Source organism: Deltaproteobacteria bacterium (assembly GCA_016709225.1).
Classification (GTDB): domain Bacteria; phylum Myxococcota_A; class Polyangia; order Nannocystales; family Nannocystaceae; genus Xiheibacterium; species Xiheibacterium phototrophicum.
On the sequence record JADJEE010000012.1, the window covers coordinates 2,210,361 to 2,222,920 of the forward strand.

The 12,560-nt window shown below is 71.1% G+C and carries 10 protein-coding genes; 4 read left to right on the forward strand and 6 right to left on the reverse strand.

Annotated features, from left to right (window positions below; translation table 11 throughout):
* Positions 1-9: 9 nt before the first annotated feature.
* Positions 10-2,529, reverse strand: a complete 2,520-nt coding sequence (locus IPH07_34125) for a hypothetical protein (protein MBK6922478.1) — start codon at positions 2,527-2,529, stop codon at positions 10-12.
* Positions 2,530-2,750: 221 nt separating this feature from the next.
* Here IPH07_34125 and IPH07_34130 point away from each other — a divergent pair, with 221 nt between their 5' ends.
* The gene (locus tag IPH07_34130; GenBank protein ID MBK6922479.1) at positions 2,751-3,149 is read left to right on the forward strand and encodes a nuclear transport factor 2 family protein; all 399 of its coding nucleotides are present in this window, start codon (positions 2,751-2,753) and stop codon (positions 3,147-3,149) included.
* Between the two features lie 10 nt (positions 3,150-3,159).
* The gene (locus IPH07_34135) at positions 3,160-3,744 is read left to right on the forward strand and encodes a GNAT family N-acetyltransferase (GenBank protein MBK6922480.1); all 585 of its coding nucleotides are present in this window, start codon (positions 3,160-3,162) and stop codon (positions 3,742-3,744) included.
* Between the two features lie 19 nt (positions 3,745-3,763).
* Here the strand turns inward: IPH07_34135 and IPH07_34140 are convergent, their stop codons facing one another.
* The 3 genes from IPH07_34140 to IPH07_34150 all read right to left on the reverse strand — a co-directional run bounded on the left by IPH07_34140 (position 3,764) and on the right by IPH07_34150 (position 8,503).
* Complete coding sequence (locus IPH07_34140) at positions 3,764-4,846, reverse strand: hypothetical protein (GenBank protein ID MBK6922481.1); 1,083 nt, start codon at positions 4,844-4,846, stop codon at positions 3,764-3,766.
* Positions 4,847-4,907: 61 nt separating this feature from the next.
* A complete protein-coding gene (locus IPH07_34145) occupies positions 4,908-5,450 on the reverse strand; it encodes a hypothetical protein (GenBank protein MBK6922482.1) in 543 nt (180 codons plus the stop codon).
* Between the two features lie 95 nt (positions 5,451-5,545).
* Complete coding sequence (locus tag IPH07_34150) at positions 5,546-8,503, reverse strand: protein kinase (GenBank protein ID MBK6922483.1); 2,958 nt, start codon at positions 8,501-8,503, stop codon at positions 5,546-5,548.
* Positions 8,504-8,653: 150 nt separating this feature from the next.
* Between IPH07_34150 and IPH07_34155 the strand changes: the two genes are divergently transcribed.
* Entirely contained in the window at positions 8,654-9,295 is a 642-nt protein-coding gene (locus IPH07_34155) for a sigma-70 family RNA polymerase sigma factor (protein ID MBK6922484.1), read from the forward strand.
* Here the strand turns inward: IPH07_34155 and IPH07_34160 are convergent.
* Positions 9,276-10,013, reverse strand: coding sequence for a TetR/AcrR family transcriptional regulator (locus IPH07_34160; protein ID MBK6922485.1), 738 nt, complete (start codon positions 10,011-10,013; stop codon positions 9,276-9,278). The two genes, IPH07_34155 and IPH07_34160, sit on opposite strands and share 20 nt — an antisense overlap.
* A gap of 2 nt (positions 10,014-10,015) precedes the next feature.
* Between IPH07_34160 and IPH07_34165 the strand changes: the two genes are divergently transcribed.
* Positions 10,016-10,921 carry an SDR family NAD(P)-dependent oxidoreductase gene (locus IPH07_34165; GenBank protein MBK6922486.1) on the forward strand — a complete coding sequence of 302 codons (906 nt, stop codon included), beginning with the start codon at positions 10,016-10,018 and terminating at the stop codon, positions 10,919-10,921.
* Here the strand turns inward: IPH07_34165 and IPH07_34170 are convergent.
* On the reverse strand, positions 10,890-12,449 hold the full coding sequence (locus tag IPH07_34170; GenBank protein ID MBK6922487.1) for a polysaccharide biosynthesis protein: 1,560 nt from the start codon (positions 12,447-12,449) through the stop codon (positions 10,890-10,892). The genes IPH07_34165 and IPH07_34170 overlap by 32 nt on opposite strands.
* Positions 12,450-12,560 lie beyond the last annotated feature (111 nt).

Here is a 12,560-nt window from a genome sequence, read left to right on the forward strand (position 1 = left end):
CGACGCGTCTCACCGCGCCACGCCGCTCTCGCCGTTGCTGCCGGCCGGGATGGCGCGCTGCGCCAGCTTCTTCGCCAGCGACTCGAGCGGCGTGCCCGCGAACACGCGGTCGAGCACGTCGGTCAAGGTCTTGCCGCCGACGAAGTTCTGCACACTCATCGCATCGGCGATCTTCACCAGCGCCTCGTGGCTCGACAGCGCCAGCAGGGCCTCCGAGAAGCCTGGTTGCGCGGCGCCGAAGCGTGCGACCGCGGCCTCGACCTCGGCCTTCAGCGCCTCGAGCCGCAGCGCCTGGGTCTGCGCGTCGATCTGCGTGGTCAGCTCGGCGGTGGCCTTGCGACGCGCGAGCTCGGCGGCGTGGCCGACATCGGAGGCGGCGTTGCGGGCCTCGACCGCCGCCTTGCGCTCGTGCTGCTCCTTGATCTCCGCCTCGATGCTGGCGAGCACGACGCCGAGCTTGGCCTTGACGTCGTCGGTCTCGAGCGACGCCAGCTTGCCGGTGGTGGCCGAGCGCGCCTCGGCATCTTGCTGGCGGATGACCTCTTGCTCGCGCACGACCTCGAGGTTGCGCCGCGCGCGGGACAACGTGATGTGGCTCTGCATCGCCTCGAGCTCGGCGGCGCCGAGCAGCTCGGAGATGCGGGGGTCGCCGATCTCGACTCCGAGCACCTCGACGTCGGTCACGTGCATGCCGTTCTCCGCGAAGCGCATGCCCGGTCGCTGCCCACCTTCGATGGGCTTGCCGAGGATGGTGTCGCGCACGAGGTCGACCGCGTCGGCGTAGAACGCCTCGATCGCAAACTTCTTGATGGTGCCCTTCAACACCGAGCGCACGTGGTCGCACAGGAACTTGACGTAGTTCTCGACCTCGAACCACTTGGTGGGCTCGCCGGTGAAGTTCACCCGCATGGAGTAGCGCAGCTCGACATCGACGTGGTCGCTGGTCTCGACCTCGCAGTAGTCGGAGACCTTGTTGTTGAGCACGCGCAGGTACACCGTGCGCAGCAGCGTGTCGGTGGTCTTGGGCTTGCCGGTCGAGAGCTCGAGGATCTCGAGCGCCTCGTCGTACTCGAGCAGCACGGTCTGCGGGCCCAGCTCGACCCGACGATTGCCCTTCTTGTCGATCACCAGCATCGCGTAGCCGACCCACAGGTTGAGCGTCGGCACGCCCTCGTACTTGGTGTTGAAGACGATCGTGCGCGGCTGATTGAAGTTGCTGCCGCGCTCGAGCACGTCGCCGACCATCGCCGCGGTGTCGCGCGACACGCTCGACTGATCCATCGCGACCGCCTGTGCGGGCGAGGGTGCCGCACCCCGCGGCCGCTTCTGGCTGCGCTCGTAGTCGCCCTCCGAGACCACGCCCGCGCGGGTGGTCGGCGCGGTCGCCATCACCTGTCGCAGGCCGCGGTTGTAGAGCAGCGCCTCTTCGTTGCCCGGGTACCACACCGCGCACTCCTTCTCGGACAGCACGCGACGCACGATCACCTCGTCGACCGGGTTGGGCAGCAGCATCGCAGGGCCGCGGGCCATGCGGATCTCACCGGTCTTGCGGTTCATGACGTAGCGGGCCTCGCCGGCCGGCACCGCCACTGCGAAGTGCTTGTCCTTGCCGTCGTAGCGCACCAGCGAGTGTTCCTCGCGCGGGAAGTAGATCGCAGTGTGCTTGCCGGTGATGAAGATCTCGTCGCCCTCCTTGTAGGTGGTGCCGGCCTCGGTGTACGGCGCGATGACCTTGATGTGCAGGCCCTGGATCTCGTTGAGCTCGAGCGCGCGGAACTTGCGGTGGCCGTCGCGCTGGATGAACGACTCGGTCGGCTCGGGGAACACCACCTGCGGGCCCCGCTCGTAGCGCTTCTTGCCGTTCTGCTCGACGAGGATGCAGTACTCGAGCCGCTCGAGCGTGAGCGCATCGCGGACGTACTGGCCCTGCTCGTCGGGCACCACGCCGACACCGGTCGGCGGGATGTAGAACGACACATCGGTACCCTTGATGATGTAGAGCTTGCCGACCGTGAGGTCGGGCGGCGCGACGAAGGTCTGCTCGCCGGCCCCCTCGGCCGCGGGCTTGATCACCGCTGCGCCCCAGCTGCGGCGGGCCTCGTCCTCGTTGTACACGCGCACCAACAGGTACTGGTTCGAGCGCAGGTGGTGGCCCTTCACGAGCTTCACGATCTGCCCCGGCCACAGCGCGAAGTTGCATGGACCGGTGATGTTGATCTTCTTGCCGACGTCGAGGTCGGGGCTCGGGTGCACCCCGCCCGACGACGGATGATCGCCGCGGACCGAGGGATTCTTGAGCACGAGGTAGTAGCCCTCGGGGGCGATCGCACTGACCTTGACCGCATCCTCGAGACCGCAGGGCTCGAAGCGCTTGGTCTCGGCGTTGAAGTAGACCGGCCGTTCCTGCGCGGTCGGGTTGATCACGGTCGGACCGGTATAGGTCTTCACGACGCCCTTGGTGACGTCTTGCATGTACGCGTACTCGCTGGGGGCGAGCACCAGGTCGCGCTTGTTGCCACGGTCTTCCATCGTCGGTCGCTTCGTCCTGTCGGGGGGTCGATAGCGTAGCGCCTCGCGAGCGCTCGCGATCGCGCGCGCCGACATCGCGCCGCATTGCCACCGACGGCGACGATTCCAGCCGCGCGGACCTCGGGTGCGCGGCGCGTGACAGTCGTGGCATCAGGTCCAGCGCGCACGCGCAAGCCGAACGCAGCGAACGGCCGTGCTACCGTCGCGCGCCCGGAGCCCCGATGTTCGCCGAGACCCTGCGCGCCTACTACGATGCCTTCAACGCCGGTGACCGCGAGCGCATGCTCGCGCAGCTCACCGACGATGTGATCCACGACGTGAACCAAGGCGGTCGACAGCTCGGCAAGCCCGCGTTCGCCGAGTTCCTGGCCCACATGGACCACTGCTACCGCGAGCGCGTCGAGGACCTCGTGGTCATGGTCGACCCATCGGGCACCCGTGGCGCTGCCGAGTTCACCATCGTCGGCGAGTACCTGCGCGACGACGACGGCTTGCCGCCGGCGAAGGGCCAGCGCTACCGCCTGCCGGTGGTGGCTGCCTTCGCCGCCGACGGCCATCGCATCGCCCGCGTGAGCAACTACTACAACCTGGCCGACTGGATCCGCCAGGTCGGCGGCTGACGTGACCGAGCTGGTGGTGCGCCGCTTGGTCGGCGACGCCCTGCTGCCGCAGCTGCCCGCGCTCGCGGGCCTGCGGATCGAGGTGTTCCGCGCCTACCCGTACTTGTACGAAGGCTCGCTCGCGTACGAGCAGGACTATCTGCGCGGCTACGCCGAGACCGAGGGCAGCGTGATCGTCGGCGCCTTCGATGGCGACACGTTGGTCGGTGCTGCCACCGGCGTGCCGCTGCGGGCCGAGCCCGACAGCATCACTGCGTGCTTCCGCGAGCACGGCGACGACCCCGAGCGGTGGTTCTACTTCGGCGAGTCGGTGCTGCGCTCGCGCTACCGCGGCCGCGGCATCGGAGTCGCGTTCTTCCGCGAGCGCGAGGCCCACGCGCGCGCGCTCGGCTACGCGGCGACCTGCTTCTGCGGCGTGGTGCGCCCGGGCGATCATCCGCTGCGCCCGGCCGACTGGCGACCGCTCGACGCCTTCTGGCGCCACCGCGGCTACGCGCCCTTGCCCGGCCACATCGGCAGCTTCGAGTGGCGCGACGTCGGTGCGTCGATCGCCACCGCCAAGCCCATGCAGTTCTGGGGTCGACAGCTGCCGTGAGCGCGGCCACGACGGCCGCCTACTCGCCGTGGCACATCGCGCAGTTGTAGACCCCCGAGCCGATCTCGGCGTCGTTCATCGGGTCGGCATCGGCATAGGAGGCCGCCCGATCGACCACGTCGGCCAGCCGCTCGTCGACGAGGTCCTGGTGCGGCCAGCTGCGCCAGTCGAGCAGCTGCGCGTCCTCGTAGAGGATGCTCGCGACCTCCGCGTCGCCAGTCTTCGCAATCACGTCGCCGGCGTGCAGCAGGAAGCCCTGCCAGTTGTGAACCGCCTTGGGGTGGAGGTTCCAGCACACGCGCTTGGGCCCCGCGTCGGTCTGCTGGTCGAGATACGCCGACAGCTCGGGGGCTTGGCGATCGACCGACTCGCCGAAGCAGAGGTCGAGGGTCTGCCACAGCGCATCGACGGCGAGCTGGAACTCGGCCGAGTCGTAGGGCTCGTTCTCGTACTCGAGCATGCGACAGAACAGGCTGAACTCGGGGAAGCTCTCGACCGACGCGTCGACGTCGGCGTGGCCCTGGGCGATCATCGCCGCATCGCCGATCACGGTGCCGGTGTTGATCTCGACGATGCCGAGCCAACACGGGATCCTGCCGTCGTCGGGCGCGAGTGCCCGCGCGGTGGTGAAGGCCTCGATCGCGGCCATCGCCGACATGGCCTGCACCGCGCCGCCCTGGCCGGGGTCGCGCTCGAACTCGGCGAGTCGCCAGAGGTTCGCGTGGGCGCGGATGAGCGCGATCTCGGGGTCGTCGGGGTGCTCGAGCGCGGCGGCATCGAGCTGCGCGATCAGCTCGGGCACGGCGGCGTAGTCCTCGGCCAGGAACGCGACCCAGAACGCCGCCACCGCCGGGTGCTGCTCGACGCCACCGCTGTCGGAGCCACTCGAGGTGCCGCTGTCGCCATGGCTGCCATCGACGCCGTCGTCGTTGGTCCCGGTCGAGTCGGCGCTGCCGTGGCCCTCGCTGCTGCCCGCCGCCGTGGTCGCGGCGCCACTGCTGCTGCCGTTGCTGCTGCTGGTGGTGGTCGGGGCCGCGGGGGCGGCCGTACATGCAGCGACGAGGAGTCCGAGCAGCGACACCCGCAGGCGTGACGACGTCATGGCAGCGGGAGCGTAACACCCTGGGGCACCGCCGCCCTCGCACGCGCCACGGGCGGTGGCGCTACGGCATGACCGAGGGCGACAACAAGAACGCCCGCAGGCCTTGGCGCTCGCCCTCGCGGGCGCGCTGCTGGGCGGCCTCGAGCTCGTCGGGCAGGCGCAACCCGATGCCGTCGACGCCCTTCGGATCGCTGGTGAAGCAGGTGATGTGGGGCGGCGGCGGCCGCCAGTCGGCGCTCGCCAGCGACGGCGCGAGCTCGGGCAGTCGTGCGGCGCAGCGCGCGAAGAACTCTGCGATGCCGGGTGCGTCGACCAGCATGACCACGGTCTCGAGCTCGCGCGGTTTGTCGCGCGCGAGCTGGTACCAGCGCGACGTCGTCGCGAACCCGAAGTCGGTCGCGGCGGCGAGCTCGTCGATCGCCGCTCGCACATCGGCGATGCACGGGCCGATCACGCGACCGATGTCGAAGCCGAACACCGTGATGTGGTGCTCGCGCTTGCGCACGAAGGCGCGGGCACCGAGCGTCAGGGTGTCCGGCAACGGCAGGGCCTCGTGGGCGACGGGGACGAGCAAGGTGCCGCGATCGGAGAGGCTCACAGACATGACGGGGACGATCGTGCACGAACGGGGTGGCCGTTGGCGACGCCGAACCTGCGGCCCCTAACGTCGGAGGGGAGGCGGCCGGCGTCGCCCCAGCGTCACGGCTTGGCGCGCGCCCGCGCGAGCCACGGATCGTCGGCGCTGGCCATCGCACGCACCGCAGGCACCCGCTCGAAGAAGCCGCGCGCTGCCTCGGCATCACCCCGTGCACGGGCCGCCTCGCCCGAGAACACCAGGCACGGCGAGATCGCGGCGGCCCAGCTCCAGTCGAAGTTGCGGGGTTCGACGATCGGCCGGCACGCCGCCAGTACGCCGTCGTGGTCGCCCGCGTCGTGCAGCAGGCGCGCGCGGTGGAAGTGGGCGGCGAAGATGAAGCGGGCGTCGAGCGCCAATGCAGCGACCTCGTGCCAGTGGGCCGCCGCGGCCTTCGGGTCGCCCTTCGCCTCGGCCGCGAAGGCGGCCGCGACCTCGCGCACCGGTGCGAACTCGCTGGTCGACGTGGCCGCGGCCGCAGGCCCCTCGAGCGCGGCGGTCAGCAGCGCAAGGGCGATCTCGAAGCGCACGTCGCGACGCAAGGTGGCCTCGACCGCGTGCTCGCGCAGGCGCTCCAGCTCGAGCAGCCGCGTTCGGTCGCCGCCGATCGACTCGAGCGTGGCCAGGGAGATCCACGACATGCTGCTCGAGTTGGTCAGCGCCCCCCGCAGCAAGCCCGCGCGCGCGCGCTCGAAGCTCGCCCGGCCGCACGCCGCATCGCCGCGTGCGGTGCACAGACCGAGCTCGTGCAGTGGATCGAAGCTGGGATCGCGATCGGTCCGCTGTCGCACGCGCGCGAGCGCGAGCGCGTAGTCGCCCGCGGCCGCGTGCCAGCCCAGCGCCTGCACGAAGGCATAGCCGTCGTCCTCCGCGAACGGCGACAGCAGCTCGAGCGCGCCACGGTAGTCACGCTCGAGTCCGCGTCGGCGTGCGCGCCAGAACGCGAGAAACTGCGGCGCTTGCTCGGCGCCGGCGGCCGCGTCGAGTGCCCAGTCGACGGTGGGCAGGTCCTCGATCGCGGCCGCGCGATCGAGCACGTGGCTGAGCCCACTGCCGAAGCCGGGCGAGAGCGCGTGCAGACGTCGGAACTCCGCCACCGCGCCCGCGCCGTCACCACCGTGGTAGAGGCACTCGAAGAGCCCGTAGGCGAGGTAGACCTCGCGGGGAAAGGCCGCCGTGGCCTCGCGCCAGCGGGGCAGCGCGGCGGCGGGACCATCGCGCAGCTGTACGAGGTTGGCGTCGACATAGCGGCGCTTGGGCTCGGAGAGCTCGCCGGCGCCGGCGAGCTCGAGCTCCGCGCGGGCCTCCTCTTCGAGCCCGAGCCAGCCGGCGAGGATGCCACCGTAGAAGTGGGCGTCGACGGCATCGGGCTGCAGGCGTCGGGCTTCGTCGAGGTAGCCCAGCGCCAGCGCGAGGTCGTGCCGCTCGAGCGCAGCGACCCCGAGCGCGAGGTTCTGGGCGTAGTCCGTCGGCCGCGGCGCAGCGGCGGGCCCCTCGAGCGGATGACCGAGCACGTGCACCGCGAGCTCGCGCGCCAGCTCTCGCACCGCCTCGGCGAGGCCGTTCGCATCGGTCGACCGATGCTGCTCCCACTCGACCTCGCCGTCGGGGGTGCGCAGGCGCAGCGTGACCTCGTAGCCATCGCCGTGGGCCGCGACGACCCCCGAGACCAACGCGGTGGCACCGAATGCGGCGACGACCTCGGGCAGCTCCGCCGCCGGGCTGCCACCGAGGGCGGTCTTGAGGCGGTGGTAGCGAACGACACGGATGCCCTCGCGGTCGCGCAGCTCCTGCTCGACGAGCTCGGGCAAGCCGTCGACCGCCCACGAGAGCCGCGGGTCGTCGACCACGTCGAAGGGCTGGAACGCGAGCACCGGCGGCCCCTGGACCGGGGCAGCGGCAACCACCGCGACTGGCGGCTCGGCCGGCATGCGACCGACCGCGAGCCCGATGCCCACCGCCACCGCAATCGCGCCCCCGATCACGGTCGCACGCACGCGGCGACGTCGGCGACCACGACGCTGCTCGATCGCCTGCAGCAGCGCGTGCATCGACGGCCAGCGCCGCGTGCGATCGGGCGCGAGTCCCCGCGCGATGATCGACGACAGCCACTGCGGCGCGCCGGCACCATCGGCCGGCGCCTCGAAGCTGCCCGCGGCCTTGAGCTCGGCGAGGGCCTGGAGCGGCAGCCGCGGGAACGGGCCGCGGCGGTAGATGCCGCCGAACAGCGCCACGCAGAACGCGTACTGATCGCTGCTCGCGTCGGCCTCGTCGCCGCGCATCTGCTCCGGTGCCATGAAGTACGGCGTGCCCATCACGATGCCGGCCTGGGTCTCGAGCTCGCCGGCCGACAGTCGCAGCGCATGTGCACTGTCGCTGGCCGACTCACGCGGCCGACCGTCGCTCACCGGATCGATGCCGCGCGCGAGCCCGAAATCCGCCACGCGAACCCGACCATCCCGGCCGCGCAGCACGTTGGCGGGCTTGAAGTCCCGGTGCAGGACGCCGGCCGCGTGCGCCGCCGCGAGGCCGTGCCCCGCGGCCAAGAAGGCGTCGAGCACCTCCTCCCACGACCGCGGCGCCGCGGCCAACCACGCATCGAGGTCCTCGCCCTCGACCAGCTCCATCACCACGAACACGTTGCGTCGCTCGGCGTCGGTGCCCGGTGCCGCGTCCGCGAGGTAGTCGCCGACGTCGTAGACCGGCACGACGTTGGGGTGCGAGATGCGAGCGATCGCGCGGGCCTCTCGCAACAATCGCGCGGCGCCGTGGGAGCCGACGTCGGCGACATTGACCAGCTTGATCGCAACCTTGCGACGCAGCTCGGGGTCCCAGCCCCGGTACACCACGCCCATGCCGCCGCGGCCGAGCGGCTCGCCGAGCTCGTAGCGATCGACGCGCAACGCCGTGGCGCCGCCGCCGAACATGCGCTGTTCGAGCCGCGCGAGTGACTGACGCTCCTCGGGCGCGAGGTCGCCGAGCGGCTCCTCGCGTTGGGTCGGGTCGTCGTCGTCGCGCTGCATCGTCGTTGGTGGCACGCACGGACACGCGGGCGACGGCTGCTCCGCGCCGTTGCACCGGGAACGTCGCCAGGCACATGCTATCGCAAGCGAGCGAGCGTCGTCGCGCCGGGCTTTGTGGCATGATCGCGCTCGACCGCGCGCATGGCCGAGATCACCGACTTCGAGCTGCTCGGCCAGTGGCGCGCCGGCGACACCGCGGCGGGCAACCGCCTGCTGCGTCGGCACTTCCAGAGCGTGCATCGCTTCTTCCGCAACAAGGTCGACGGCGACATCGACGACCTCATCCAGCGCACGTTCCTGGGCCTCGTCGAGGCCTTGCCGCGCTTCCGCGAGCACGCGCAGTTCAAGACCTTCTTGCTCGCCGTCGCGCGCAATCATCTGCTGCTGCACTACCGCGAGCGCGCGCAGCTGCAGAAGCGCAACGCCGAGGACGTCTCGGTACACGACCTCGGCGTCGCTGCGGCGCCCAGCGGGGCCATCGCGCTGCGCGAGGAGCAGCAGCTCCTGCTGACGGCGCTACGCCGGCTGCCACTGGCGCTGCAGCTGACCGTGGAGCTGTTCTACTGGGAGCGGCTCGGCGTCGACGACATCGGGCTGGTGCTCGAGATCCCCGCCGGCACGGTGAAGAGTCGGCTCGCGCGCGCGCGCGACAACCTGCGCGCGACGCTGCAGCAGCTCGCGACCGCGCCCGAGGTCCGCACCAGCTCGATCTCCGACCTCGAGCAGTGGGCACACTCGCTGCGCGACGTCGTGGCCGCACTCGACGGGGCCGTCAGCGGCGACGCGCAGTAGCTCGGCCCGCGCGCGCGACCGTCGGCGCCGGGGCCCGCTCGATCATTGCACGCACGAGCGCGTCGAGCTGCCGGCGCTGCTGCTCGACCGTGCTCGCACCCCACCCGGCACCGTGGCCCGCCTGCATCAAGAGCTGGGTCAGTACCGCCGGCTTGCCGCCAAAGCGATCGAGCGAAAGCTCGCCGGCGCGCGCGGCCGCCTTGAGCGTCGAGGTCATCAGCTCGACGAAGATGCGATCGCCATCCTCGATGATCTCGCGGGCGCGCGCGTCGCTCGACTCGAGCAGCTCGCGGGCGTGGGGCGAGGCATCGACGAGTTCGTACACGGTGGTGAACTTCGCGGACAACATCGCCACCACCCGCTCGATGGGGTCGGGCAGCTGCGCGGCTGCACGCGCGCCGTCGACGATGCGCGCGACCACGGCCTTGCACACGGCGACGAAGATGGCGTCCTTGTCCTCGAAGTGGGCATACAGCGTCGGCTTGGCGACGCCGGCCTCCTGGGCGATGAGCTCGACGGTCGTGCGCCGGTAGCCGTAGCGCTGGAACAGCCGCGTGGCGGCGCGGACGATGGCGTCGTGCTTGGACGTGCCTGGGGTGCCACCCGGAGCCATCGATGCCGCCGCAGGGTACCACCAACGCACGTACGGCCGGGTCGCGTGCGGGACGGTGAAACCATTTGAACCGTTCTGACGTTTGTGGTTCAGTTCGGAAGCCACCCATGACCACCGCAGACTCCACCCCCGCCGTCCTCGTCACTGGCTGTTCCTCTGGCATCGGTCGCGCGACCGCGCTGCGGTTGGCGCGGGCCGGCAGCGGCTGGCGGGTGTGGGCCACCGCGCGGCGGCCGACCGAGCTGGCCGAGCTGGCCGCGGCCGGCTGCCGCACGCTCGCGCTCGACGTCTGCGATCGCGAGTCGATGGCCGCGGCGGTCGCGGCCGTCGAGGCCGAGCACGGCCACGTCGCGGCGTTGATCAACAACGCCGGCTACTCGCAGACGGGCGCGTTCGAGGCGGTGCCGCTCGAGGCGGTGCGCCGTCAGTTCGAGACCAACGTGTTCGGCGTGATCGCGCTGACGCAGCTGGTCCTACCGGGCATGCGCCGCGCCGGCGCCGGTCGCATCATCAACCTGAGCTCGATGGGCGGCAAGCTGGTGTTCCCCGGCGGCGGCTACTACCACGCCACCAAGCACGCGATCGAAGCCCTGAGCGATGCGCTGCGCTTCGAGGTGCGCAGCTTCGGTGTCGAGGTGGTGCTGATCGAGCCCGGCCTCATCAAGAGCGGCTTCAGCGAGGCCGCGGTGTCGAGCATGCAGCACCGTGAGGGCGTCGGTGCGACGTACGACGTGTTCCACGACGCGGTCGCGCGCGCGACCAAGGAGATCTACGACAAGGGGCCGCTCGCCGCGTTCGCCGGCGTGCCCGACGACGTCGCGAAGGTCATCGAGCGCGCGCTCGCAGCCAAGCGTCCACGTGCGCGCTACACCGTGACGATGTCGGCCAAGCTCTTGCTCGCGCAGCGGCGATGGTCGAGCGATCGCGTGTGGGACTGGTTCCTGCGGCAGAACTTCCCCTCGCCCGCACCGCTCGGCGCACTCACGGCGGCGGCGGAGCCCCGCGACGCTTGAACAACGCCTCGAGCCGCACCCAGCCCCAGACGTAGCGCCAGTCGTCGCGGTGGATGACGCGCAACACCGTGCCGAGCGCCGCAAAGGTGCCGAGCAGCAGCGCCGCCTCGCCGGCCAGCATCCACGCCGCGGGCCCGCTCATCTGGCGCTTGAAGCCCCACGCGATCGCGGCGCCGACCAACGCGATGCCGACCACCCGCGCGTAGGCGCGTAGCGGCAGGATGTCGCCCATCGGCAGCCCCGAGGCCCGCGCGATGCTCCAGCTGTAGAACACGACGATCGGCACGAACGCGATCGCGGTGCCCATCGCCGGGCCCTCGAAGCCGACCCACCACAGCAGCGGCAGGCTGATCACGAGGTTCGCCACCAGCGACAGCACCGAGGCCTGGAAGACGTAGCCCGGGCGGCCTGCGGCCACGATCACGGTGCCGAAGGCCGCCACGCGTCCGGCCGTGAGGATCGAGTACCAGCGCAGCACCGGCGCGGCACCGGCGTACTCGGGCGTGAACAGGATCTCGACCAGCTCCTCGGCGGCGACCACGAACACCATCGCGATCGGCACCACCAGTAGCGAGACCTTCTCGATCGACCCGCGCCACAGCGCGATCGCCTCGCGCGGGAGCTTGTCGCGGAACATCGCCACCAGCTGGGGCGCCATCGCGGTGCCGACGATGTACGGTACGCGCGTGATGATCGGGATCTGCCACGCGCCGGCCTGATACTCCGCGAAGTACACGTCGGCGAACGCGAGCATGATGAGGAAGCGGTCGAGGCTGTTGTTCAGCACCGCGACGACGTCGGTGAGCCCGAGCGGGAGACCGAAGCGAATCATCTCGCGCAGCGAGGTCGGCGACGGCACCCGCTCGGCACCGCGATACAGCGAGCGCAGGCTCGCCAGCACCCACACACCCTGGGCCACGCCGACCAGCACGAGGCACTGCGCGACCGTCCACGCGTCGCCACCGAGCGTGATGGGCACCAGGGTCGAGCACGACAGCGCCAGCGAGCGGAACACGCCGTAGGCCGCGGCGCCGCCTGGCCGGTGCTCGGCGACCAGCAGGTTGGGCAACACGCGACCGGGCAGATCACCGAGCGGCATCAGGGCGATGACCACGAGCGGACCGAGATCGACCGCAGCGTCGGAATCGACCGACGACAACATCGCGACCAGGTCGCTGCCCCAACGCCCGATGAACAGCAGCAACAGCCCCGCAGCGGCCCCCAACACCAGCAACGTGCGGCAGATCCGTCGCGCGATCGCGGCACGCTCGGCCAGCGGACGGCCGGGCAGGTGGTACATGACGGCCTGCGGAAAGCCGGTCGCGACCACCAGCGCGACCGTGTTGTAGACCAGCAGCAACGCGGTGAGCGTCGCAACATCCGCTTTGCCGAGCAGGCGCACGACCAACAGCGGCACCACGATGTCCGCCAGCGTCGCGAGCACGTTGCCGAGCACGAGCACACCCGCCGCCTGCGAGGCGAGCTTGCCGGCGGATGGCGGCGGCGCGGCGGGAGACTCGGCGGTCATGCTGGGCGCACTCGGGCGATCCGACCGGGGTCGCGAACCCGCGCGCCGTAGGTATAGCGCAGCCCCGCGCGCCGCGGCTGCTCGCCCGTGCGACGTTCGCCACGCGTCGGC

Bases quoted from the DNA above. Each gene is read 5' to 3' on its own strand.
- IPH07_34165 (MBK6922486.1), top strand. From the start codon at position 10,016: ATGACCACCGCAGACTCCACCCCCGCCGTCCTCGTCACTGGCTGTTCC.
- IPH07_34170 (MBK6922487.1), bottom strand. From the start codon at position 12,449: ATGACCGCCGAGTCTCCCGCCGCGCCGCCGCCATCCGCCGGCAAGCTC.
- IPH07_34140 (MBK6922481.1), bottom strand. From the start codon at position 4,846: ATGACGTCGTCACGCCTGCGGGTGTCGCTGCTCGGACTCCTCGTCGCT.
- IPH07_34125 (MBK6922478.1), bottom strand. From the start codon at position 2,529: ATGGAAGACCGTGGCAACAAGCGCGACCTGGTGCTCGCCCCCAGCGAG.
- IPH07_34150 (MBK6922483.1), bottom strand. From the start codon at position 8,503: ATGCAGCGCGACGACGACGACCCGACCCAACGCGAGGAGCCGCTCGGC.
- IPH07_34145 (MBK6922482.1), bottom strand. From the start codon at position 5,450: ATGTCTGTGAGCCTCTCCGATCGCGGCACCTTGCTCGTCCCCGTCGCC.
- IPH07_34130 (MBK6922479.1), top strand. From the start codon at position 2,751: ATGTTCGCCGAGACCCTGCGCGCCTACTACGATGCCTTCAACGCCGGT.